Source organism: Marinobacter sp. bablab_jr003 (assembly GCF_016464245.1).
GTDB lineage: Bacteria > Pseudomonadota > Gammaproteobacteria > Pseudomonadales > Oleiphilaceae > Marinobacter > Marinobacter vinifirmus.
In genome coordinates, this window is the sequence record NZ_JADARC010000119.1 from 96795 (window position 1) to 119064 (window position 22270).

At 60.6% G+C, this 22270-nt stretch carries 20 protein-coding genes; 14 read left to right on the top strand and 6 right to left on the bottom strand.

What is annotated here, in order from left to right; translation table 11 throughout:
• Positions 1-59: 59 nt before the first annotated feature.
• Both prlC and H3Z84_RS12690 read left to right on the top strand, forming a co-directional pair.
• Positions 60-2105 carry an oligopeptidase A gene (gene prlC, locus H3Z84_RS12685; protein ID WP_199457705.1) on the top strand — a complete coding sequence of 682 codons (2046 nt, stop codon included), beginning with the start codon at positions 60-62 and terminating at the stop codon, positions 2103-2105.
• Positions 2106-2161: 56 nt separating this feature from the next.
• Positions 2162-2431 (top strand): YheV family putative zinc ribbon protein, encoded by a 270-nt coding sequence (locus H3Z84_RS12690; protein ID WP_022990444.1) that lies wholly within the window; start codon positions 2162-2164, stop codon positions 2429-2431.
• A gap of 522 nt (positions 2432-2953) precedes the next feature.
• On the opposite strand, the gene H3Z84_RS12695 is transcribed toward H3Z84_RS12690, so the two are convergent.
• Together H3Z84_RS12695 and H3Z84_RS12700 are read right to left on the bottom strand one after the other, a co-directional pair.
• A complete protein-coding gene (locus tag H3Z84_RS12695) occupies positions 2954-4276 on the bottom strand; it encodes a Na+/H+ antiporter family protein (RefSeq protein ID WP_199457706.1) in 1323 nt (440 codons plus the stop codon).
• A 114-nt stretch (positions 4277-4390) separates the two neighbouring features.
• Positions 4391-4621 carry a DUF1653 domain-containing protein gene (locus tag H3Z84_RS12700; protein ID WP_058342215.1) on the bottom strand — a complete coding sequence of 77 codons (231 nt, stop codon included), beginning with the start codon at positions 4619-4621 and terminating at the stop codon, positions 4391-4393.
• 199 nt (positions 4622-4820) lie between these two features.
• Between H3Z84_RS12700 and H3Z84_RS12705 the strand changes: the two genes are divergently transcribed.
• A complete protein-coding gene (locus tag H3Z84_RS12705; RefSeq protein ID WP_323126999.1) occupies positions 4821-6536 on the top strand; it encodes a diguanylate cyclase in 1716 nt (571 codons plus the stop codon).
• Positions 6537-6539: 3 nt separating this feature from the next.
• On the opposite strand, the gene H3Z84_RS12710 is transcribed toward H3Z84_RS12705, so the two are convergent.
• From H3Z84_RS12710 to H3Z84_RS12720, 3 genes are all read right to left on the bottom strand, one after another.
• A complete protein-coding gene (locus H3Z84_RS12710) occupies positions 6540-6926 on the bottom strand; it encodes a DoxX family protein (RefSeq protein WP_199457707.1) in 387 nt (128 codons plus the stop codon).
• 89 nt (positions 6927-7015) lie between these two features.
• The gene (locus H3Z84_RS12715) at positions 7016-7660 is read right to left on the bottom strand and encodes a hypothetical protein (RefSeq protein WP_199457708.1); all 645 of its coding nucleotides are present in this window, start codon (positions 7658-7660) and stop codon (positions 7016-7018) included.
• A 179-nt stretch (positions 7661-7839) separates the two neighbouring features.
• Positions 7840-9111, bottom strand: a complete 1272-nt coding sequence (locus tag H3Z84_RS12720) for an MATE family efflux transporter (protein WP_228285863.1) — start codon at positions 9109-9111, stop codon at positions 7840-7842.
• 259 nt (positions 9112-9370) lie between these two features.
• Between H3Z84_RS12720 and coxB the strand changes: the two genes are divergently transcribed.
• From coxB to H3Z84_RS12740, 4 genes are read left to right on the top strand one after another with little or no spacing between them, the layout of a single operon-like run.
• Positions 9371-10495, top strand: a complete 1125-nt coding sequence (coxB, locus tag H3Z84_RS12725; protein ID WP_036220212.1) for a cytochrome c oxidase subunit II — start codon at positions 9371-9373, stop codon at positions 10493-10495.
• Positions 10496-10552: 57 nt separating this feature from the next.
• On the top strand, positions 10553-12136 hold the full coding sequence (ctaD, locus tag H3Z84_RS12730) for a cytochrome c oxidase subunit I (RefSeq protein ID WP_022990453.1): 1584 nt from the start codon (positions 10553-10555) through the stop codon (positions 12134-12136).
• 13 nt (positions 12137-12149) lie between these two features.
• Complete coding sequence (locus tag H3Z84_RS12735; protein ID WP_199457710.1) at positions 12150-12749, top strand: cytochrome c oxidase assembly protein; 600 nt, start codon at positions 12150-12152, stop codon at positions 12747-12749.
• 16 nt (positions 12750-12765) lie between these two features.
• Positions 12766-13653, top strand: a complete 888-nt coding sequence (locus H3Z84_RS12740) for a cytochrome c oxidase subunit 3 (RefSeq protein ID WP_022990455.1) — start codon at positions 12766-12768, stop codon at positions 13651-13653.
• An 8-nt stretch (positions 13654-13661) separates the two neighbouring features.
• On the opposite strand, the gene H3Z84_RS12745 is transcribed toward H3Z84_RS12740, so the two are convergent.
• Positions 13662-13865 carry a twin transmembrane helix small protein gene (locus H3Z84_RS12745; protein WP_199457711.1) on the bottom strand — a complete coding sequence of 68 codons (204 nt, stop codon included), beginning with the start codon at positions 13863-13865 and terminating at the stop codon, positions 13662-13664.
• 60 nt (positions 13866-13925) lie between these two features.
• Here H3Z84_RS12745 and H3Z84_RS12750 point away from each other — a divergent pair, with 60 nt between their 5' ends.
• The 7 genes from H3Z84_RS12750 (at position 13926) to hrpB (ending at position 22258) form a co-directional block, all read left to right on the top strand.
• On the top strand, positions 13926-14621 hold the full coding sequence (locus H3Z84_RS12750) for an SURF1 family protein (protein WP_199457712.1): 696 nt from the start codon (positions 13926-13928) through the stop codon (positions 14619-14621).
• A 62-nt stretch (positions 14622-14683) separates the two neighbouring features.
• On the top strand, positions 14684-15325 hold the full coding sequence (locus H3Z84_RS12755) for a hypothetical protein (protein WP_199457713.1): 642 nt from the start codon (positions 14684-14686) through the stop codon (positions 15323-15325).
• An 82-nt stretch (positions 15326-15407) separates the two neighbouring features.
• Entirely contained in the window at positions 15408-16481 is a 1074-nt protein-coding gene (locus H3Z84_RS12760; RefSeq protein ID WP_199457904.1) for a COX15/CtaA family protein, read from the top strand.
• Positions 16478-17398 (top strand): heme o synthase, encoded by a 921-nt coding sequence (gene cyoE, locus H3Z84_RS12765; protein ID WP_022990460.1) that lies wholly within the window; start codon positions 16478-16480, stop codon positions 17396-17398. The genes H3Z84_RS12760 and cyoE overlap by 4 nt, the downstream gene beginning before the upstream one ends.
• A gap of 36 nt (positions 17399-17434) precedes the next feature.
• Positions 17435-18100, top strand: a complete 666-nt coding sequence (locus tag H3Z84_RS12770; protein ID WP_199457714.1) for an SCO family protein — start codon at positions 17435-17437, stop codon at positions 18098-18100.
• 92 nt (positions 18101-18192) lie between these two features.
• Positions 18193-19395, top strand: coding sequence for a YbfB/YjiJ family MFS transporter (locus H3Z84_RS12775; protein ID WP_199457715.1), 1203 nt, complete (start codon positions 18193-18195; stop codon positions 19393-19395).
• A gap of 388 nt (positions 19396-19783) precedes the next feature.
• Entirely contained in the window at positions 19784-22258 is a 2475-nt protein-coding gene (gene hrpB / locus H3Z84_RS12780) for an ATP-dependent helicase HrpB (protein WP_199457716.1), read from the top strand.
• Positions 22259-22270: the final 12 nt, after the last annotated feature.

The following is a 22270-nucleotide window of genomic DNA, read 5'->3' on the forward strand; positions in this document are numbered from 1 at the left end:
CCCCAAGCATTGGAGTTGCCTGAAAGTAACCTAAACCCGGACAGCTGAGAAGGGGACCTATGAATAACCCGCTTTTGACAGATGATTTGTTACCGAAATTTGGTCACATCCGCACCGAGCACATGGAAACGGCGATTGACCAGATTCTCAGCGAAAACCGCGTGAAAATTCAGGAGCTGGCGCAGCAGGATGATCTCACCTGGGACACCCTCGCCCAGCCCATGCAGGCGCTGGAGAACAAGCTCAGTAGCGCCTGGTCGGTGATTTCCCATCTTAATGGTGTGATGAACAACGACGACCTGCGCAAGGTGTACAAGAACTGCCTGGAGAAGCTGACTGAGTACAGCACGGAAGTGAGCCAGAATGATGCCCTGTGCGAGGCCTACAAGAAGCTGGCTGCACGGGACGATTTCAAGGAACTGAGTGAGCCCCAGCGCAAGTCCATTGAAAATATCCTGCGGGATTTCCGTCTGGGTGGTGTGGATCTTCCGGAGGACAAGAAGAAGCGTTATGCGGATCTGTCCCGGGAGCTGGCGGAGTTGTCTAACAAGTTCAGCGACAACGTGCTGGATGCTACCCAGCACTGGTTCAAGCATATTACCGATGTAGACCAGTTATCCGGCCTGCCGGAGACGGCTATTGAAGGCGCGAAGCAGGCCGCCCGGCAGAAGGAGCTGGATGGTTATGTGATTACCCTGGATTTCCCGAGCTTCTACCCGGTGATGACTTACTGCAATAACCGGGAACTGCGCCGGGAGGTGTACGAGGCCTTTGTCACCCGCGCCTCCGATCAGGGCCCGGATGCGGCCACGTGGGACAACACGCCGGTGATGGCGGAGATCCTCAAGCGTCGTCATGCCCTGGCCCAACTGCTGGGTTTTGATAACTATGCGGAGCGTTCCCTGGCCACCAAGATGGCCCGGACTACCGACGAGGTTCTGGAGTTCCTGAATCAGCTGGCGGCCAAGTCCAAGCCGCAGGCGGAGAAGGAAATTGCCGAGCTGAAGGCGTTTGTGAAAGACGAGTACGGCGTGGACGACTTGCAGGCCTGGGACATCGGCTATTACAGCGAGAAGCTGCGCCAGAAGCAGTACGACATCTCCCCGGAAACCCTGCGGCCCTGGTTCCCGGTGGATAAGGTGGTGCCGGGCCTGTTCCGGGTGGCGGAGAAGTTGTTTGATGTGCAGATTGAAGAGCACGCAGACGTCGAAACCTGGCATGAAGACGCCAAGGCCTACTGCATCAGCCGCAACGGCCAGCCCATCGCCTGGTTCTACCTGGACCTGTTCGCCCGTCAGGGCAAGCGTGGCGGAGCCTGGATGGCCGACTGCCGGGTGCGCTGGCGCGATATGCGCGGCAAGCTGCAGCTGCCGGTGGCGTTCCTGACCTGTAACTTCACCCCGCCGGTGGATGGCAAGCCGTCGCTGCTGACCCACGACGAAGTCACCACCCTGTTCCACGAATTCGGCCACGGCCTGCACCACATGCTCACGCAGGTGGAGGTGATGGATGTATCCGGCATCAACGGCGTGGCCTGGGATGCGGTGGAATTGCCCAGCCAGTTCCTGGAAAACTGGTGCTGGAACCCGGAATCCCTGGCCCTGATCGCCAGCCACCACGAAACCGGCGAACTGCTGCCGGAAGACCTGCTGCAGAAATTGCTGGCGGCCAAGAACTTCCAGTCCGGCATGGGCATGGTGCGCCAGCTCGAATTCTCGCTGTTCGACTTCCGCCTGCATGCGGAATTCACCGACGAAGCCCCCACCAACCCGCTGGACATGCACCGCAAGGTGCGCGAAGACATCGCAGTGGTGCAGTCGCCGGAATTTAACCGCTTCCCCAACGGCTTCTCCCACATCTTCGCCGGCGGTTACGCCGCGGGCTACTACAGCTACAAGTGGGCGGAAGTGCTGGCGGCGGATGCGTTCTCCCTGTTCGAAGAGAAAGGCATCTTCGACCCGGAAACTGGCCAGGCCTTCCTGCACAACATCCTGGAAAAAGGCGGCTCGCAGGAGCCCATGGAACTGTTCAAAGCCTTCCGGGGCCGCGAACCGCAGGTGGATGCCCTGCTGAAACAAACCGGCATCACGGACGAAGCTGCCTGATACAATCCACCTCGGTTGTCGTATTCGGCAACCGGGTGTTCTTCTGGAGTAACATTATGGCAAGTCCGAAACGCTTCATCGCCGGCGCCGTGTGCCCCCGCTGCGCCGAGATGGACAAAATTACCATGTTCACCACCGACGCCGGCGACCAGGTTCGCGAATGCGTGGCTTGCGGCTACACCGATGCGTTGTCCGACCAGCCCCAGCCCGAGGCCCCGGAAATCGAAACGCGGGTAAACAAAAAGGGCAACACCGATGACCATACCGTCAAACAGGTGGTGTTCTTTAAATCTGGCTCCGATTCCGACTCTGGCTCTGGTGAGTAGGTCTGGCCCTGGCCCTAGCCTGCCGGTTTTGGGGGGTTAGAGGCCACGGGGGTGCTTTTCTTCCGGGAAAAACAACTCGCTTCGCTCAGACATCTTTTTCCCTGCAGAAAAGCACCCCCGTACCCTCTAAGCCAAACTGCACGGAAATCGTTTGTTTAGGGTTTGGCTTTTTCAAGTGTTCTGGTTTTTCAGGAGAAATCTGGCGGGGTTGTTACTTTTTCAGTGAGTCGCTAATCTTGGTCTCTCTTTCTCAGACCTTCTAGCTCCCCAGCTTCTTCAACATTTCCTTTCTCTTTTTCTCTTTTTTCTTCTTTTCCTTCCGTACCCCTCATTGGTACGACGTGAGGGGGTGGGTCAGGTTTTTTTCCGCCGGAAATGGATGTCTGAGCGCAGCGAGTTGCATTTCCAAGGGAAAAAACCTGACCCACCCCATCGCAGCCCCCAAAACCAGCAGGCTACGATCAAGAATATGCCCCCCAAACAGGCAGGCTACGATCAGGACGGCAAGCTCCAAAAACGGCGTCAGAGCACCATCGCGGCCAACCACCCGAAGGCGAGCAACGGCAGGTTGTAGTGCAGGAACGTAGGCACCACAGTATCCCAGATGTGGTTGTGCTGGCCGTCCACATTCAGGCCGGCAGTGGGCCCAAGGGTCGAATCAGAGGCGGGTGAACCCGCATCACCCAGGGCACCGGCGGTGCCGACCAGGGCAACGATGGCCAGGGGGCTGAAGCCCAGTTGCAGGGCCAGCGGCACGTACAGGGCGGCGATGATGGGAATGGTGGAGAACGACGAACCGATACCCATGGTAATCAGCAAGCCCACCACCAGCATCAGCAGTGCGGCCAGGGCCTTGTTCTCGCCGATGGCGGCAACCGAGCCCTCTACCAGGCTCTTGATTTCGCCGGTTTCCCGCATCACTTCGGCAAAGCCGTTGGCGGCGATCATGATGAAGCCGATCATCGCCAGCATCTTCATGCCCTCGGTGAACAGGTCATCGGCTTCTTTCCACTTCACCACACCGGAAATGTTGAACAGCACAAAGCCGGCCAGCGCACCCAGGATCATGGAGCCCAGCCAGAGCTGAACCACAAACGCCACCACAATGGCCACCAGCGCCATGATCAGGGTTTTCGGGCTGTATTTCACATCCACCCGCTCGGTGCGTTCGATGAGCTTCATGTCATAGCCACGGCCACCCCGGTAGCTGAAGAACACCGCGATCAGCAGGCCGATGAACATACCCAGGGCTGGCAGGGCCATGGCGGACATGACGTTCAGTTCGCTGGCGTCTACGCCGTTGTCGGCCACGTTGGCGAGCAGGATTTCATTCAGGTAGATACCACCGAAGCCTACCGGCAGGAACATGTACGGGGTAATCAGGCCGAAGGTGAGTACACAGGCCACCAGCCGGCGGTCCATGTGCAGCTTGGCCATGACAAACAGCAACGGTGGCACCACCAGGGGAATAAAGGCGATGTGGATGGGCAGGATGTTCTGGGACGAAATGGCGACGGCCAGCAGCAGGCCGATGATCATGAAGCGGATGCCGGTGGCCGCGCCGCCTTCATCCTGGCGGCCTACCATGGCCAGGGCTTTGTCGGCCAGGGCGTGGGCCAGGCCGGATTTGCCGATGGCGACCGCGAAGGCGCCCAGGGTGGCGTAGGACAACGCCACGGTTGCGCCGCCACCGAGGCCGGAGTTGAAGGCATTGATGGTGTCTTCAAGGGACATTCCGGCCACCAGGCCACCGGAAATGGCACCGATGATCAGGGCAACGACAACGTGGATGCGGCACAGGCTCAGTACGAGCATGATCAGTACCGCGGCAACAACGGCATTCATGGCAGACTCCGGGTAGGAATATTGGGTTTACCGGCACTTTTTGGGCACCGGCGGCACGAAAAGTGCGCTAATGTGCAGGAAATGACCGCATCAGTCAAAGTGGTTGTGTAACGGTCAGTCAGCATCCACCCGGGCAAAGCGCGGTACCTGTTCGCCGGCCACTTCCACGGTTTCACGGAACATGGCCAGGGGCCTTACCCACAGGCTGTAGTCGCCGTACAGGCAGCGGTACACCACCAGGGGTTCCTCGGTTTCGCTGTGCCGGGCGACGCCGATCACTTCGTAATCCTGGCCTTTGTAATGCCGGTAGCGGCCCGGTTCTATAGGGCGTTTTCGTTCTGACATGCTGTCCTCGCGGGTGGTAGTGCTGATCTATCCCCTAATGATAAGGGATCCGGTGCCGGTTTCGAGTTAGACTGAAGAGTATACCTGACCGTACCAACCGGGACTCCGAACCTGAATGAAAGGCTTTTCCGCTGCTGTTCTGCAAATCATTTTGTGCCTTTTCCTGGCACTGGGTGCTGGTGGAGCGCAGGCAGATCCAGTGGGATTCCAATGGCTGGAGGTGCCGGATGGTTCACTGGGTATCGACGGAGTGCGCAGCCTGCCAAAGGAGCGCTGGCAGGCCCACGAGGCCGATACGGTACTGAACCTCGGGTTCAGTGACGGTACCTTCTGGTTGCGTGTCGAGGTTCCGCCCGAGCCCCGTAACCGGCTGCTGCAGGTAGGCTATCCCCTGCTTGATGAAGTATCTGTTTATTGGGAGCAGGCCGGGAATATCGTTGAAACCTGGCATACCGGCGATACCCTGCCGTTCCGTTCCCGCCCGATAGAGCATCGTACCTTCGTGTTCCTGGTGCCTTCCAATACCGAACCGGTGACCGCCTGGGTGCGGGTGAAAACCCAGGGTTCCATCCAGATACCGGTGAAAGTCACACCGTCGGCCGAATTCCTCGCCTACGAGCAGATTGCCTATGGCTGGCAAGCCATGTTCGTTGGTGTTGTGGTGGCGCTGGCCCTGTACAACCTGTTTCTGTTCGCCATTGTTCGCTACCCGACTTATCTGTGGTACGTCCTCACGGTGCTGAGTGCCGGCCTGGTTCAGCTGAATTTCAACGGCTTGCTGTTCCAGTGGTTCTGGCCGGACCTGCCGGTGGTCAACCAGTATCTGACCGCTGTTATGGTTCCCCTGGGGCTGTCGCTGGCCCTGGTGTTCACCATGAAATTCCTGTCGGTGCGGCAATACAGCCGGGGCGCTGACCGGTTACTCCAGGTATTGCTGATGGCCTGCCTGTTCGCCATCGGTTACGGATTGCTGGGTTCCTATCAGTACGCCATTGCCCTGATCAGCACCCTGGCGGCCTTCGTGACGGCAGCGGCGTGGGCGGTGGGTGTGCTGGTGTGGCGGCGCGGGCAGGTATTGGCCGGTTTCTATGTGGTGGCCTGGACACCGCTGCTGATTGCCCACCTGTTACTGGCGTTGGCCAAGCTTGGGTTGATTCCCAGCAACCGGGCCATGGAGGTAGCACCCCAGGTGGGTGTGGCTATCGAGGTGGTGGTGTTGTCACTGGCGCTGGCCTATCGCATCAACCTGGAGCGCCGGCGCCGGCAGGAAGCCCAGGAGCATGCCCTGGAGATCCAGCGGGAAGCCAACCTGATGCTCGAAACCCGGGTTCGGGAGCGCACCGAGGAGCTGGAGCAGGCAAACGACCAGCTACGCTCCATGAGCCTGACCGATGGCCTGACCCGGGTCGCCAACCGGCGGCGCTTTGACGACAAGCTGGACATCGAGTGGAACCGGGCCATGCGCCACGACCAGGAGCTGAGCCTGCTGATGCTGGATATCGACCACTTCAAAAAGGTGAATGACAGCTTTGGCCACCTGGTGGGTGATGATTGCCTGGTCTCGCTGGCAGCAACCCTGCAGGGCGAGATTCTGCGCGCCAGCGACCTGGTAGCCCGCTATGGCGGGGAAGAGTTTGCGGTGTTGTTACCGGCGACAGACGGCGAAGGTGCCCGCCAGGTGGCTGAGCGCATGCGCCAGGCCGTGGCGGGCAAACCCGTCCCTTCCGGGCAGGGTGGTACACCGGTGGAGCTGACCATCAGCGTGGGTGTGGCCACCATGCGCCCGGCCATCGGCGCGGGTAGCCAGGAGCTGGTGCGCCGTGCCGACGAAGCCCTGTATGCCGCCAAGACCAACGGCCGCAACCGGGTCGAGGTGTGGCGTGATGAGGCTGTTGCCCCGGCAGACCGGGGCTGAGGCTCAGTTTTTCAGCTTGTACTTGCCCGGCCCCATAAACACCACGGCCAGCGCGGTAAACAGGAAAAATCCCTGCAGTTCCAGTGCCCAGCCGCCGTTACCGGCCAGCGACAGCAGCTGGTGGCTGTGCACCAGCACAATGGCGACCAGCATGTTGAAGACAATGATCAGTGCGCCAATACGGGTCTGATACCCCAGAATCACCATCAGTGGTGCCACCACTTCCCCGATATACACACCGTACGCCAGCACAGCCGGCAGGTTATGGCTGGCCAGCTGGGCCTCGATAAAACCGATACCGTTAAGCAGTTTGGCGATGCCGTGGAACAGCAGCAGGCCACCGAGGGTGAGCCGGACAATCAGTTTTCCAAGGTCGGTATTCTCAAGCACAGGGCAAGCCTCCGGAACAGTGAATGGATGGCCGAAGGATACAGGGTTATTGCACAGAAATTCAGTGACTTGTTGGTCAGGATGTTGTTTTACAGGGCCGGGCCCAGGGAAAACCGGATGTGGTTCCGCTCCAGCAGGTTTTCCCAGTAATTGCGCATCCAGTCCCAAGCCCGGTTGTTGAACTGCTCCACGAAGGGGTCAAGGTCCAGGTCGTAGTAATCCGGGGTGCCGGCAATCTGCAACACGGTCACGGTGATGGCATCGTCCAGCTCGTTGGCGAACGGTTCGCCGATCAGTTCGTGGGCCAGCAGGTTGGCCCGGGTGGCTTCCAGGTCTATCAGCTCGCCGGCCCGGATCGAGCGGTTGTTGTCGTGCATTTCTTCCATCAGCCGGTGGCACAGGTAAGCCCGGATCAGCAGGCCGTCGAGGCCGTCGTAGCGGACCAGCAGCACCGAGGGCTGGGTGAAATAGCGGATAGCGGCATCAATAAATGGCTGGAACAGGGGCTTGGTGCCGGCGTCGATGGCGCAGGTGTCTACGCACTCGATCAGCCGTGGCGCCATTTCAATGTATTCCACTGCAAACTGGAACAGGCAGGTGGCAGGCTGGCCGTCGATTACGATCGATGGCGGCAGCCTGGTCGCCTTGTCTTTCAGCTGCCGGAGAAAGCTCCCCGAGCGGGCTTCCTGGCGACGTGCCTGGTCAATAATCTCGAGGACTGCCTGTGGTGTCATGTCAGGAGATGCCGATGTAGGTACAAAATGAGGTCGCAAGGCGCCTCCCCTTCTCCAGGAGCAACCAAGTGGCATGGCCAGCTGAACTGCCTGCCGTTTAAAAACAGTGTAGCCAATATTTTTTATGGCGCTGCCGGCAGGCGGCAAAATCCCCTGCGGAAAACCGAAATCCCGGCTGCCTAGCGTGGCTGAAACCACACATCCTGGCGGGTGTAGCGCCAGCACAACCAACCCATACTGCCGGCACGGGCCAGCATCAGGCTGATCAGTGCCAGCCACAGGCCATGGTTGCCCCAGCCGGTCGTCAGCCACCACACCGGCAAAAACACACCAAGCGCTGAGAACAGCATGGTGTCCTGCATTTCCCGGGTGCGGGTAGCCCCGATAAATACGCCATCCAGCAGGTAACTCCACACTGCTGCGAACGGTAACATCCAGAGCCAGGGCAGGTATTGCCAGGCGGTGGTTTGTACGTCTTCAATGCCGGTCAACAGGCTGATCAGCCAGCGGCCCCCGAGTACAAAGCCGATGGTCAGCAGCAATGCGCCCCAGAGCGACCACCGCAGGGCGCTGTTGAATACCACCCTGAACTGCCGTTTGCTGCCCTTGCCAATGGCTTCACCGATCAGTGCTTCGGCGGCGTTGGCAAAGCCGTCCAGGGCATTGGAAATCACCAGCAGGAAGGTGATCAGCACGGCATTGGCGGCCAGGATGATATCCCCTTGCCGGGCGCCCTGGGCGGTGAAGAAGGCCAGGCACAGCAGCAGGGCGATGGTACGCACCATGATGTAGCGGTTCACCTGCAGGATGCGCAGGTAATCCGACACCTTACCGAACAGCTCCCGGGTCAGCTGCTGGCCCTCCGGCATGCGTTTGAGCACGATCATTACACCGATGGCGGTGGCCCCGTATTCGGCCATTACGGTGGCCATGGCCACGCCCCGGCTGTTCCAGCCCAGAACGGTCACGAAGAACACGTCCAGCACGATGTTGATGCCGTTGGCGATGATCAGCATCACCATGGGCCCCCGGGGGAACTGGGTACCAATCAACCAGCCCACCAGGGTGTACTGGCACAGCACCGCCGGCGCACTCCAGATTCTGATGGCAGCGTATTCCGCAGCCAGTGCCGCAACATCCGGGCTGGGGTTCATCAGCTTCAGGCCCAACGCAATCAGCGGTTGATGAAACAGGATCAGTAACAGGCCAATGCCTACGGCCAGCAACAGCGAACGCAGCAACAGCGCCACCTGGGCAAAGGCATCCCGCTGGCCCCAGGCCTGGGCGGCCAGGCCGGTGGTGCCCATGCGCATGAAGCCGAAGGTCCAGTACAGGATGGTGAACAGATTGGCGCCCACCGCAACCGCGCCCAGGTATTCCGGGCTGTCCAGGTGGCCAAGCACGGCCGTATCCACCAGCCCCAGCAGGGGCACGGTGAGGTTGGTCAGCATCAGCGGCCAGGCCAGTGTCCACAGGCGGCGATCGGTAGGGCGAACAACGGCCTTATAAATTCTGCTTATCAAAACGGGTTGCTTATCCATTTTAGGTTTAATGATTTTTTAGTCTTTTTTTGATCTGTGTCTACACTGACATTTGATGTATCCGTAAGCAGGCTTTCACTCTCGGTGGTTCCGCTGTTGCGAGCTTCGGAACAGACCGCAGAGGGATGACGCAAAATCCGACAAGAATAACACTCTGTGGAGACACAGTATGCGCGTGCATGCCAAGCGGGCAGTTGCCCTAGCCGCTGGTCTGTTGTCACCGGCTGTAGTCATGGCGGACTGGACCATGAATATGGCTCCGGGGGTAACCGGTACCAGCAACCAGATTTTCAGCCTTCACATGACCATTCTCTGGATCTGCGTGGCCATCGGTGTGGTGGTGTTCGGGGTCATGTTCTGGTCGATCTTTGCCCATCGCAAATCCCAGGGTGCCAAGCCCGCCAATTTCCACGAAAACACCGTGGTGGAAATCCTCTGGACCATTATTCCCCTGGCCATTCTGGTGGCCATGGCCGTGCCTGCCACGGCAACCCTGGTGGAGATGTACGACACCAGCGAGTCCGAGGTGGACATCAAGGTTACCGGTTACCAGTGGCGCTGGCGCTATGAGTACATCAACGACGATTTCGGTTATTTCTCCAGCCTGTCCACCCCGAGGGAGCAGATCGAGAACCGCCAGGCCAAGGGTGAGAACTACCTGCTGGAAGTGGACAACCCGCTGGTGATTCCGGTGGGCAAGAAAGTGCGCTTCCTGCTGACCGCCAATGATGTGATTCACTCCTGGTGGGTGCCGGAATTCGGTGTGAAGAAAGACGCCATCCCCGGCTTTATCAACGAAACCTGGACCCGCGTGGACGAGCCGGGCATCTATCGCGGCCAGTGCACCGAGCTGTGCGGCAAGGACCACGGCTTTATGCCGGTAGTGGTGGAGGCGGTGCCGGAAGAGGAATACAACGCCTGGGTAGCCGAACAGCGGGCCGCCGCAGAAGCCGAGCGCCAGCTGACCGAGAAAGACTGGACCCTGGAAGAGCTGATGGAGCGGGGCGAGAAGGCCTACGCCAGTGCCTGTGCTTCCTGTCACCAGCCGGATGGTACTGGCATGCCGCCGGCCTTCCCGGCACTGAAGGGCAGCCAGATCGCAACAGAGGACATGGCCGCGCATATCGATATCGTCGTGAATGGTAAGTCCGGCACAGCGATGCAGGCCTTCGGTGGTCAGCTGAGTGAGGTGGACCTGGCCGCGGTGATTACCTACGAGCGCAATGCCTGGGGTAACAACACCGGCGAGATGGTCACGCCGAAAGAGATTTTTGATTACAAGAACCAAGAGTAATCGACGCCAGATAACAACAATCACCAGCCATAAAAAACGGCGGTAACGGGGGTTTTCATGAGTGCGGTTGCAGATACCCACAGCCAGGAACATCACCACGGCCCGGCCAAAGGCATCAGCCGCTGGCTGCTGACCACCAACCATAAAGACATCGGGTCTATGTACCTGATCTTCAGCTTCGCCATGTTCCTGCTGGGCGGCAGTATGGCGATGGTGATCCGGGCCGAACTGTTCCAGCCCGGCCTGCAGATTGTGCAGCCGGAGTTCTTCAACCAGATGACCACCATGCATGGCCTGATCATGGTGTTCGGGGCGGTGATGCCGGCCTTTGTGGGGCTGGCCAACTGGATGCTGCCGCTGATGATCGGCGCGCCGGATATGGCACTGCCACGGATGAATAACTGGAGTTTCTGGCTGCTGCCCTGTGCCTTCCTGATCCTGGTGTCGACCCTGTTTATGGAGGGCGGCGCGCCCAACTTTGGCTGGACCTTCTACGCTCCGCTATCCACCACTTACGGGCCCCCGAGTACCACCTTCTTCATCTTTGCCATCCACATTATGGGTGTGTCTTCCATCATGGGTGCCATCAACGTGATTGCCACTATCCTGAACATGCGGGCACCGGGCATGAAGATGATGAAAATGCCCCTGTTTGTCTGGACCTGGCTGATCACCGCCTTCCTGCTGATTGCCGTCATGCCGGTGCTGGCCGGTGCGGTCACCATGATGCTGATGGACATCAACTTCGGCACCAGTTTCTTCGATGCTTCCGGCGGTGGTGACCCGGTGCTGTTCCAGCATGTGTTCTGGTTCTTCGGGCACCCGGAGGTGTACATCATGATCCTGCCGGCGTTCGGGGCTATTTCCCATATCGTACCGGCCTTCTCCCGCAAGCCGCTGTTCGGCTATGCCTCCATGGTGTATGCCGTGGGCGCCATTGCCCTGCTCTCCTTCCTGGTATGGGCGCACCACATGTTTACCGTGGGCATCCCGCTGGCGGGGCAGCTGTTCTTTATGTATGCCACCCTGCTGATTGCCGTGCCCACCGGGGTGAAGGTGTTCAACTGGGTAACCACCATGTTCCGGGGTTCCCTGAGCTTTGAAGCACCCATGCTGTTTGCCGTGGCCTTTATCATCCTCTTTACCATCGGTGGCTTCTCCGGGCTGATGCTGGCCATTGCCCCGGCGGACTTCCAGTACCACGACACCTACTTTGTGGTGGCCCACTTCCACTATGTACTGGTACCCGGTGCCATCTTCGGTATCTTCGCCTCGGCTTACTTCTGGTTGCCCAAGTGGACTGGCCACATGTACGACGAAACCCTGGCCAAGACCCACTTCTGGCTGTCGTTTATCGGCATGAACCTGGCTTTCTTCCCTATGCACTTCCTGGGGCTGGCGGGCATGCCCCGGCGGATTCCGGACTACGCCCTGCAGTTCTCGGACTTCAACATGGTGTCCAGTATCGGGGCCTTCATGTTCGGTGTTACCCAGCTGCTGTTCCTGTTCATTGTCGTCAAGTGCGTGCGCGGTGGCGAAAAGGCCGCGGCCAAGCCGTGGGATGGAGCTGAAGGGCTGGAATGGACGGTGCCGTCGCCGGCGCCCTATCACACTTTCTCTACACCGCCGGAAGTGAAATAACCGGGAGGTCACCATGGCCGAACAGCAACCACAACAAGGCAAGCGCAGTAACAGCCGGGTGATCGCCTGGTGCATGGCCGGCGTGGTGGGCATGTTTGCCTTTGGCTTTGCCCTGGTGCCTTTGTACGACGTGTTCTGTGAAATCACCGGCATTAACGGCAAGACCGGCGGGCGCTATGAAACCGGGGTGTCGAACCAGGTGGACGAGAACCGCACGGTCACCGTGCAGTTCCTGGCCAGCAACGGCCCGGGCATGAGCTGGGAGTTCCGGCCGGTACAGCGGAGTGTGAAGGTGCACCCGGGTGAGGCGGTTACGGTGAACTTCTACGCCGCCAACCCCACCGACCATGCCATGGTGGGGCAGGCGGTACCCAGCCTGTCGCCCTCCGAAGGCACCCTGTATTTTCACAAGACCGAGTGTTTCTGCTTCAATCAGCAGCCCCTGGACGCCGGGGAAAGCGTGGAAATGCCCCTGGTGTTCATTGTCGACCCGGAGCTGCCGGAGCACATTACCAAGCTGACCCTGTCTTACACCCTCTACGACCAGGACCCACAGGCAAGGGTGTCCGGTTCGGCCAGGGCAGGCGCAACAACAACCAACAATAACGGCTAAGCCATCGGAGACAGCTATGGCGGATCACCAGACCTACTACGTTCCCGAACAGAGCAAATGGCCCATCGTTGCCACCGTGGGCCTGGGCGTAACCCTGTATGGCGCAGCGTCAATCATGGTGAATGGCAATCAGGGCGAGAGCACCGGCGGTTCCTGGTTCATGTTCTGGATTGGCGCGCTGATCATGGCCTACATGCTGTTTGGCTGGTTTGGCAGCGTGATCCGCGAAAGCCGGGCCGGCCTGTACAGCGACCAGATGGACCGCTCGTTCCGCTGGGGCATGAGCTGGTTCATTTTCTCGGAAGTCATGTTCTTTGCCGCCTTCTTCGGGGCGCTGTTCTACGTAAGGGTGTTTGTGGTGCCTTGGATTGGCGGTGAAGGCGATAAGGGCAGCACCAACATGCTCTGGGAAGGGTTTCAGGCCAGCTGGCCGCTGATCAACAACCCGGACCCCCAGGTTTATCAGGGCCCGAAAGAAGTGATCGGGCCCTGGGGCCTGCCGCTGATCAACACCATTTTGCTGGTGACCTCATCGTTCACCGTCACCATCGCCCACCACGCCCTGAAAGCCGGTAACCGGGCCAAGGTAAAGCTGTGGCTGGCCGCCACCATTGCCCTGGCGGTGGTGTTCATGTTTGTGCAGGGCTATGAATACGCCCACGCCTATGGCGACCTGGACCTGACCCTGCAATCCGGTATCTATGGCAGCACCTTCTTTATGCTCACCGGTTTCCACGGCGCCCACGTAATGCTGGGTACCCTGATGCTGTTCATCATGCTGGTGCGGATCATCAAGGGGCACTTTACGGAAGACAACCACTTCGGGTTCGAGGCGGCCGCCTGGTACTGGCACTTTGTGGATGTGGTGTGGCTGGGGCTGTTTGTCTTTGTGTATGTAATCTGACGGAGCGGTTACGGCGTGGGGTTCAGGGTCATGTTCCCGGACCAGAGAGCGACCAGGATCAGTGCCAGCAAGAGCACACTCAGGGCAACCCGGACTGCGAGGGAATTCACCACGCGCCGGGTTTTGCCGCCGTCATGGATCAGGAAAAACAGACCGCTGAACAGGCTGGCCATAACCGCAACGAGCAACATAACGATGGCAATCTTGAGCATGGGAATTCCCGTTATTTTTAGCTTTCACTCACTATAGCAGAGCATGGGTAGACCTGTTTGATGGCTCGCCACTGGCAGTTTGACTGGCGATTACTGGTGTTTTCCGGGTTGTTTCTGCCCCTGCTGATCAGTCTTGGCGTGTGGCAACTGAATCGCGCCGCGGAGAAAACCGCGCTGCTGGAAACCTGGCAGGCAGAGTCGGCCAGCCAGACCTGGGCAGAACAGTCCGCCGGTGCGCTGAAACCAGGGCAACCGGTGTCGCTCACCGGTTTTTATGGTGAACAGACCTGGCTGCTGGATAACCGTACCCGGGACGGCATGCCCGGCTACGAAGTGTTGACGCTGTTCCACCCCCTTGAAGGCCCGCCGGTGGTGGTGAACCGGGGCTGGATACAGGCGCCGCGCACGCGGGAGCAGTTACCGCTGGTAACCACGCCGGAGGATCTGTACACCCTGAATGGCCGGCTGACGGATTACCCGGAGCCACCCGTGCTGGCAGCTACGGAGCCGGAATCCGGTTCCTGGCCAAGAAGGGTTCAGGCATTGCCGGCAGAGCTGGTGGCCGGGGAGGGCGTTGATCCGGCAGCCATGATTGTTGCCCTGGCCGACAGCCAGCAACCCGGCGCCTACCGGGCCGACCGGGTGCCGGATGTGATGGGCCCGCAGACCCACTACGGATATGCGGCCCAGTGGTTTGCGCTTGCCGCAGCGCTGACTATATTGACTGTAGTAGCGAGTTATAAAGTAGCGAGTTAAAAAGTGGCGAGTTATAAAAAGAACAGCCAGACCTCGAAAGAATCGAAAGACAGGAGCCGATAATGACAACGACAACGGCTGATAACGTGACTCCCGGTGTTGAGCCCACCCCCGAACAGACCCGCCGTGGCCGGCGTACCGCACTGTTGCTGTTTGCAGTGGGCTTTGGCCCCATGGTGCTGGCCACTATCATGTTTTATACCGGCTGGCTGAACCCCGCCGGCCATTCTAATCAGGGCCAGTTGCTGCAGCCCGTGGCGCCGGTACAGGCACTGAACCTGGAAACCGGAAGTGGCGTACCCCTGGCCGACCGGTTTGGGGTAGACCAGCCGGAGGCCAAGTGGCTGATGCTGGTTACCGCCGGCAGCTGCCAGAAGGATTGCGAACAGTTACTGTACCTGGCCCGGCAGGTGAACATTGCCCTGGGCAAGAATGCCCCGAGGGTTGGCCGTGCGGCGTACCTTGCTAGCACCCCGGCCGCACTGGAAGCCCGCTGGAGCGAGGAATACAGCCTGATGGAGCGGCTTCGGGTGGCTCCCGGAGCAACACCGGCCTGGCCTGCAGGCGTGAACCCGGCCAACGAGCCCCGGATTCTGCTGGTCGATCCGTTTGGTAATGTGATGATGCATTACGGAACCGAGCACACCGGCAAACAGATGCTCAAAGACCTTAAACACCTGCTGAAGCTGTCCCAGATTGGCTGATCGGGAGGTCAGGGCCGTGAAACCGGAATTGAATCCCGAGCTGTCTTTGCCTGAGGCGAAAAAGCCATCCGTTGCCAAGCCCATGGCCCGCTGGTCCGCTTTTGCCTGCGGCCTGGCGGTGGTGGTAATCATGCTGGGCGCCTGGACCCGGCTGGTGGACGCCGGGCTTGGTTGCCCGGACTGGCCTGGCTGCTATGGCTTTCTGACCGTACCCCAGAGTGAAACCAGCATTGCCATTGCCAATGCCCGCTTCCCGGAAACTCCGGTGGATGTGTCCAAGGGCTGGCCGGAGATGATCCATCGCTATGCCGCCGGTACCCTGGGGCTGGTGGTGTTTGGGCTGGCAATTGCCGCCATCCGGCACCGGAGGGCGCAGTTGCCGTTGCGGCTGCCCCTGTTTATTGCCGGTTTTATCGTGCTGCAGGGCGCTTTTGGTATGTGGACGGTCACCCTGAAGCTCTGGCCGCAGGTGGTGGCCCTGCACCTGCTCGGAGGCTTCACGACCCTCAGCATGCTGTTGTTACTGACCCTGCGCCTGCGCAAACGGGCCCGGGGTGAGCTGCCGGCAGTTGCTACTGCTTCATTGCCCCTTGCCCGGCTTCGTCCGTGGCTCTATGGCGGCCTGCTACTGGTGGTGTTGCAGATTGCCCTGGGAGCCTGGACGGCGGCCAACTACGCCGCTGTCGCCTGCACCGACCTGCCCACCTGTCAGGGCCAGTGGTGGCCGGAAGGGATGGATTTCCGACATGGCTTCGACATTGCCCAGCATGTAGGCCCGAATTATCTGGGCGGCCAGCTGACGGCCGATGGCCGGGTGGCCATTCATGTCACTCACCGGTTAGGTGCGCTGATAGTGCTGGTGTATCTGGGTCTCCTGCTGCTCAGGCTATGGCAGCAGCGGGGTGAAAGCCGGCTGGAAAACAGCGTCTTGCTGGTGGCCGGGGCACTGGTGTTACAGATCAGCCTTGGCCTGGCCAACGTCTGGCTGCACATACCACTGGCCATTGCGGTCGCCCACAACGCCATGGGGGCGGGCCTGCTGTTGTCCGTTATCCACCTGATCTGGCGGCATCACCAGCTTCCGCAGCCGCAAACATCCAGGGCTGCGTCAACAGAATCCCACACAACAACCATAAACCGGGAGGTTACGGCATGAGCGAGCAAGCAAAGGCGCTGCCGGCCCAGCACAGTGCAAAGTCAGTATCGGGCCGGATTTCCTGGCGCGACTACCTGGAGCTGACCAAGCCCCGGGTGGTGGCCCTGATGATCCTGACCTCGGTGATCGGTATGTTGCTGGCGGCGCCGGGGGTGCCGGGCTGGGACATCTTGCTGTTCGGTAACCTGGGCATTGCCTTGCTGGCAGGGGCGGCGGCCGTGGTGAACCACGTGGTGGACCAGAAGATCGACACCGTCATGGCCCGCACCCGCAAGCGTCCTGTAGCCACCGGGCGGATAGCACCCTTCGATGCCATCCTGTTTGCGGTGATGCTGGCGGCCGCCGGCATGATTGTCTTGATCTGGCAGGTGAACGAACTGACCGCCTGGCTGACCCTGGCCTCGCTGGTGGGCTATGCCGGCGTATACACCCTGTTCCTGAAACGGGCCACGCCCCAGAACATCACCATTGGCGGCCTGGCCGGTGCCATGCCACCGCTGTTGGGCTGGACCGCGGTCACCGGGCAGGTGGAAGGCCATGCGCTGCTGCTGGTGCTGATCATCTTTGCCTGGACCCCGCCCCACTTCTGGGCCCTGGCCATCCACCGCAAGGAAGAATACGCCAAGGCCGGTATTCCCATGCTGCCGGTTACCCACGGCAACAAGTACACCGAGCTGCACATCCTGCTGTACACCCTGATGCTGCTGGCGGTGAGCCTGCTACCTTTTGTCACAGGGATGTCTGGTGGTATTTACCTGATCGGTGCCCTGGCGCTAGGCTTGAGGTTCCTGCAATATGCCATCCGCCTGCTGAAAGGGGATGATCGCCGGGTAGCCCTGAACACCTTCAAATACTCCATCACCTACCTGATGGCGCTGTTCGTGGTGTTACTGGTGGATCACTTCGCCTTTTTCTGAACAGAGGCGGTTGCACTAACCTGAGTTGGAGGCCCCATGGGGCGGTCGTTACGCATTACGCTGTTTGTACTGTTACTACTTGTTATGCTGATCTTTGGACTGACCGTCGGCCGGCAGGTGTTCCTCAGCAGCAGCGAACCCGCGCCGGCACCGGATCTGAGCCAGTACAACACCTACGTGTACGACCAGCCCCGTGAACTTGCCGAGTTCACCCTCACCAATGAGCAGGGTGAAACCGTGACCCGGGACAGCCTGAAAGGCCGCTGGACCTTTGTGTTTGTGGGCTACACCAACTGCCCGGACATCTGCCCCGCCGCCATGGCAAACCTGCGCCGAACCAACAGCCTGCTGCCGGCGGAACTGCCCCGGCCGGATTACCTGCTGGTGACGGCCGACCCGGAACACGACACCCCGGAAAAGCTCAAAGCCTATACCGGCTTCTTCGGTGAAAACTTCCATGGCCTGACCGGCGACCTGGACATCCTTCGGGAAGTGGCGAAAAGCGTCAGCGCCGTGTTTGTGCACCGGGAGGTTGATGGTCAGCTGCTGGTGGACCACAGCGGCCACTTCGCCCTGCTGAACCCGGAGGGAAAACTGCAGGCGCTGATCCAGCCTCCCCACAAGCCGGAAGAACTGGTACAGGCCTACGAGCGGATCTACCAGTGGGCGAAGGCAAACGACCCCCGGGCTTCGGGAGCCTGAGGGGCTTGGGCCAAGGTCCCACTGACAAAACCCGGCGCCTCCCTTACACTGCCCGGCTCTGATATCCAGCCACCAGAACCCGGGCCGTGCTCATGACGTCTTCTCCAACTGCCACCCCGAAACAGCTGTTCACGGTACTGCTGGCCGGCAGCCTGGTGCTGCTGGTGGTGCACACCCTTGGCCGGTTTATCTACACGCCGCTGCTGCCCTACCTGGTGGCCGACAACCAGTTCAGCGCCCCGGACGGCGCCGCGGTAGCCACCTGGAACTACCTTGGCTACCTGATGGGCGCCATGCTGGCCATCCGCTGGCATCGCATCGACCAGATTCGTTTCATGCTGCCCCTGTTCCTGGCCGTGCATGTACTCACCACCCTGATCATGACCCAGACCGACAACCTCACGGTCATCTCCACCACCCGCTGGCTCAATGGCGTGGCTAACGGCGTGGTGTTTGTACAGGCTCCGGCGCTGATCCTGGAATGGCTGGTCCTGCGCAACCGCGCCACCATGAGTGGCCTCGTGTACATTGGCGTGGGTGCCGGCCTGTTGGTATCCAGCGGCCTGGTATCCGGCACGGCGGATTTCCTCGAAGGTGCCCAGCGATGGTGGCCGGCGGCACTGGTGTCCATCCCGCTGGCCTGGTGGGGTGTCATGCAGCTGCGCAAGCTGGATGTGCCGGTGCGGGAACACGATGATTCCGGCCAGGCCATCACCAACACCCCCCTGATCGACCGCGCCAGCATCCCGCTGTTTCTCTCATACGCCGGTGCCGGCCTGGGCTACATCCTGCCCATGACCTTCCTGCCGCTGCTGGCAAAAATCGAATTGTCGGATGGCCACTTCCTGCAGGATGGCACCTGGATGCTGGTGGCTCTGTTCACCATCCCCGCGCCCTGGCTCTGGAACAAACTCGGCGCCATCATGGGCGACCTGCCAGCGCTGCGATTGAATTTCATCATACAGTTGGCCGGTGTCCTGGCTGCCGTGCTCTGGCCCGGGGCCATCGGTTTGGTGCTGTGCGCGGTCCTGGTCGGAGGCACCTTCCTGGGCACTGTTCTCCTCACCCAACGCATCGGCCGCGCTCTCCATCCCCACCAGGGCCCGCGTTTGTCCGCAGCCATGGTGGCCCTCTACGGCTTCACCCAGATGGTGGGGCCGTGGCTCACCAAGCAGTGGCTCGACTCCGGCGGTACCCTGGTGTCTGCTTTTGGTATCGGTGTCGCGGCCCTGGTGTTTGGCCTCGTGTTCGCGTTCTTTGTGCCCCGGCCTGAGGTATGGCATTCGCGGTCTTGATGTGGCCCCAGACTGTTGGTTGTGGGGGATTGATCGGGGTGGTGGGGTGTTTTTTGCCTTGGAAATGAAACTCGCTGCGCTCAGACATTCATTTCCGGCGGAAAAAAATACCCCACCACCCCGCTCTAGCTGACCACGGCGGTTCCGCTGGGTTAAAAGACTTTTTGGTTGAAAGAATCAGTGCTCACGCAAAAGGCAAAACGGATTAACCCAAGACAGACCCTAGTAAGCTATTGAGATACCCTAAAAGTTAGGCAGGGTGTGGGGGGTGTTTTAATTTTTTGACCGAATAAAGGTGTCTGAGCGCAGCGAGTTCTTTTTCGGCCAAAAAATTAAAACACCCCCCGCGCCACCCCCCGAAACAACCAGGCTAAACCCAACCCAAAACATGCCCCCGATAGAACACATACTCCCAGAGCTAAAACAAACCCTGAACGAGGCCACCACAGCCCTGCTGCAGGCCCCACCGGGCGCCGGTAAAACGACGAGGGTGCCGCTGGCTTTGTTGGATGCCCCCTGGAGGGAGAACCGGAAGATCCTGATGTTGGAGCCGAGGCGGCTGGCGGCCCGGTCGGCGGCGCGCTATATGGCGAAGCAACTGGGGGAAGCGCCGGGGCAGACGGTGGGGTATCGGACCCGGCTGGATACCAGGGTATCCGGGGCCACGCAGGTAGAGGTGGTTACCGAGGGTATTCTCACCCGCCTGATTCAGAACGACCCGATGCTGGAAGACTATGCGGCGGTGTTGTTTGATGAGTTTCATGAGCGGTCGTTACAGGCTGATCTGGGCCTGGCTCTGGTGCGGGAGAGCCAGCAGGCGTTGCGGGAGGATCTTCGGTTGCTGGTGATGTCGGCCACGCTGGACACCGCGCCCATTGCCCGGGTGCTGGGGGATGTACCGGTGATTACTTCGGAGGGGCGGGCGTTTCCGGTGGAGGTGGCGTATCGGCCCTTGCCCCGCAATGGCCGGGTTGTGGACCAGGTGGTGGCGGTGGTTCAGGAGGCGCTTCGGGATCAGATCGGTTCCCTGCTGGTGTTCCTGCCCGGTGCTGGCGAGATCCGGCGGGTGGCGCAGCAGTTGGCGGGGCAGTTGCCGGACCACGTGGTGCTGGCGCCGCTGTATGGCAATTTGAAATCTGAGGAACAGGATCGGGCGATTTCTCCGGCGCCAGAGGGAACCCGCAAGATTGTGCTGGCCACGGCCATTGCCGAGACCAGTCTGACCATTGAGGGCGTGCGGGTGGTGATTGATGCCGGCCAGCAGCGCCGGGCGGTGTTTGATCCTAACAGCGGGATGACGCGGCTGGTCACCGGCCGGGTGTCGAAGGCTTCTGCCGAGCAGCGTAAGGGCCGGGCCGGGCGGGTTGAGCCGGGGGTGTGTTACCGGTTGTGGAGTGAATCGGAGCAGTTCGGGCTGGCAGATTACACGCCGCCGGAGATTCAGCAGGCGGACCTGGCACCTCTGGTGCTGGAGCTGGCCCAGTGGGGTGCCCGGTCGCCGGAGCAGGTGGCCTGGATTGATGCGCCGCCGAAGGCGCACTGGCAGCAGGCGGTAGAGTTATTGCAATGGCTGGATTTGCTGGATGCCGAGGGAGCCATTACTGACCATGGCAAGGCTGCCCGGGAGCTGGGCCTGCATCCGCGGCTGGCCCATATGGTGATCAAGGGCCGTGCGCTGGGGCTGGAGCAGCTGGCGGCAGAGCTGGCGGCGTTGCTGGAAGAGCGGGATTTGCTGGGGCCGGGCTCGGGGGCCGATCTGCATGAGCGGATTCGGGTGCTGCGGGGCGAGCGTGGTCACCGGGGGCTGGATCCGGCTCGGTTGAAAGCGGTTCAGCAGGCGGCGAAGCGGCTGTGTCGGGGCCAGTTTGTGCAGGAGCTACCGGCAGAAACTGAAGTCGGCCGGGTGCTGGCCCAGGCTTATCCGGACCGTATTGCCCGCCGCCGACCGGGCACAACACCCCGTTACCAGCTCAGCAACGGTAAGGGCGCAGTATTGCGGGAGGAAGACCCTCTGGCCCGGCAGGAGTGGCTGGTGGCGGCAGACCTGGATGGCAAGGCCCGGGAAGCGACAATGTACCTGGCGGCGCCGTTAGACCTGGTGGACCTGGAGCAGGATCTGGCTGCGCACATTGAGCAACGGGAAGAAGCGCTCTGGGACGACAAACGCGGCACCGTGGTGGCCCGGAAGGTTCGCAAACTCGGTGCCCTGATCTTGGCGGAAAAGCCCCTGCAACAGGTAGCCCCGGAACTGATCCAGCAGGGTTTGCTGGATGCGGTGCGCCGCAAGGGGCTGGACAGCCTGCCCTGGAATCCGGGCGCCCGCCAGTGGGTTGCCCGGGTGCGATTGCTGGCGGCTCAGTTTCCCGGCGACTGGCCGGAGGTCAGCGACCAGGCTTTGCTGGACACTCTGGAGACCTGGCTGGCGCCTTTTATGGCGGGCATGAAGCGCTGGTCAGACCTGGCCAGTATCAACCTCGTCCAGGCCCTGAATTCTCTGCTGGATTATCCGCAACAACAGCAACTGGAAGAGCTGGCGCCCCGATCCCTGACCATTCCCACCGGCCAGAACGTGACCCTGGATTACAGTGCCGACAACGGCCCGGTGCTGGCGGCCAAGCTTCAGGCTTTGTTTGGCTGGACGGAAACCCCGAAAGTGGCCCGCAGCCGGGTGCCGGTGGTGATTCACCTGCTGTCACCGGCTCAGCGGCCGCTGGCGGTAACGGCGGACCTGGCCAGTTTCTGGCAGAACGCCTACCCGGAAGTACGCAAGGAACTGCGGGGCCGCTACTCCAAACATCCCTGGCCGGAAGACCCGCTTACCGCCCAGGCCCAGCAGGGCACGAAAAAGCGCCCGGCCAGATGAGCCTGGCCGTAA

Coding starts and splice junctions, on each gene's coding strand:
- H3Z84_RS12760 (WP_199457904.1), top strand. CDS start 15,408: ATGGCCCGCTGGTCCGCTTTTGCCTGCGGCCTGGCGGTGGTGGTAATC.
- H3Z84_RS12770 (WP_199457714.1), top strand. CDS start 17,435: ATGGGGCGGTCGTTACGCATTACGCTGTTTGTACTGTTACTACTTGTT.
- H3Z84_RS12745 (WP_199457711.1), bottom strand. CDS start 13,865: ATGCTCAAGATTGCCATCGTTATGTTGCTCGTTGCGGTTATGGCCAGC.
- prlC (WP_199457705.1), top strand. CDS start 60: ATGAATAACCCGCTTTTGACAGATGATTTGTTACCGAAATTTGGTCAC.
- hrpB (WP_199457716.1), top strand. CDS start 19,784: ATGCCCCCGATAGAACACATACTCCCAGAGCTAAAACAAACCCTGAAC.
- coxB (WP_036220212.1), top strand. CDS start 9,371: ATGCGCGTGCATGCCAAGCGGGCAGTTGCCCTAGCCGCTGGTCTGTTG.
- H3Z84_RS12775 (WP_199457715.1), top strand. CDS start 18,193: ATGACGTCTTCTCCAACTGCCACCCCGAAACAGCTGTTCACGGTACTG.
- H3Z84_RS12735 (WP_199457710.1), top strand. CDS start 12,150: ATGGCCGAACAGCAACCACAACAAGGCAAGCGCAGTAACAGCCGGGTG.
- H3Z84_RS12755 (WP_199457713.1), top strand. CDS start 14,684: ATGACAACGACAACGGCTGATAACGTGACTCCCGGTGTTGAGCCCACC.
- ctaD (WP_022990453.1), top strand. CDS start 10,553: ATGAGTGCGGTTGCAGATACCCACAGCCAGGAACATCACCACGGCCCG.
- cyoE (WP_022990460.1), top strand. CDS start 16,478: ATGAGCGAGCAAGCAAAGGCGCTGCCGGCCCAGCACAGTGCAAAGTCA.
- H3Z84_RS12720 (WP_228285863.1), bottom strand. CDS start 9,111: ATGCTGACCAACCTCACCGTGCCCCTGCTGGGGCTGGTGGATACGGCC.
- H3Z84_RS12700 (WP_058342215.1), bottom strand. CDS start 4,621: ATGTCAGAACGAAAACGCCCTATAGAACCGGGCCGCTACCGGCATTAC.
- H3Z84_RS12750 (WP_199457712.1), top strand. CDS start 13,926: ATGGCTCGCCACTGGCAGTTTGACTGGCGATTACTGGTGTTTTCCGGG.
- H3Z84_RS12740 (WP_022990455.1), top strand. CDS start 12,766: ATGGCGGATCACCAGACCTACTACGTTCCCGAACAGAGCAAATGGCCC.
- H3Z84_RS12695 (WP_199457706.1), bottom strand. CDS start 4,276: ATGAATGCCGTTGTTGCCGCGGTACTGATCATGCTCGTACTGAGCCTG.
- H3Z84_RS12690 (WP_022990444.1), top strand. CDS start 2,162: ATGGCAAGTCCGAAACGCTTCATCGCCGGCGCCGTGTGCCCCCGCTGC.
- H3Z84_RS12715 (WP_199457708.1), bottom strand. CDS start 7,660: ATGACACCACAGGCAGTCCTCGAGATTATTGACCAGGCACGTCGCCAG.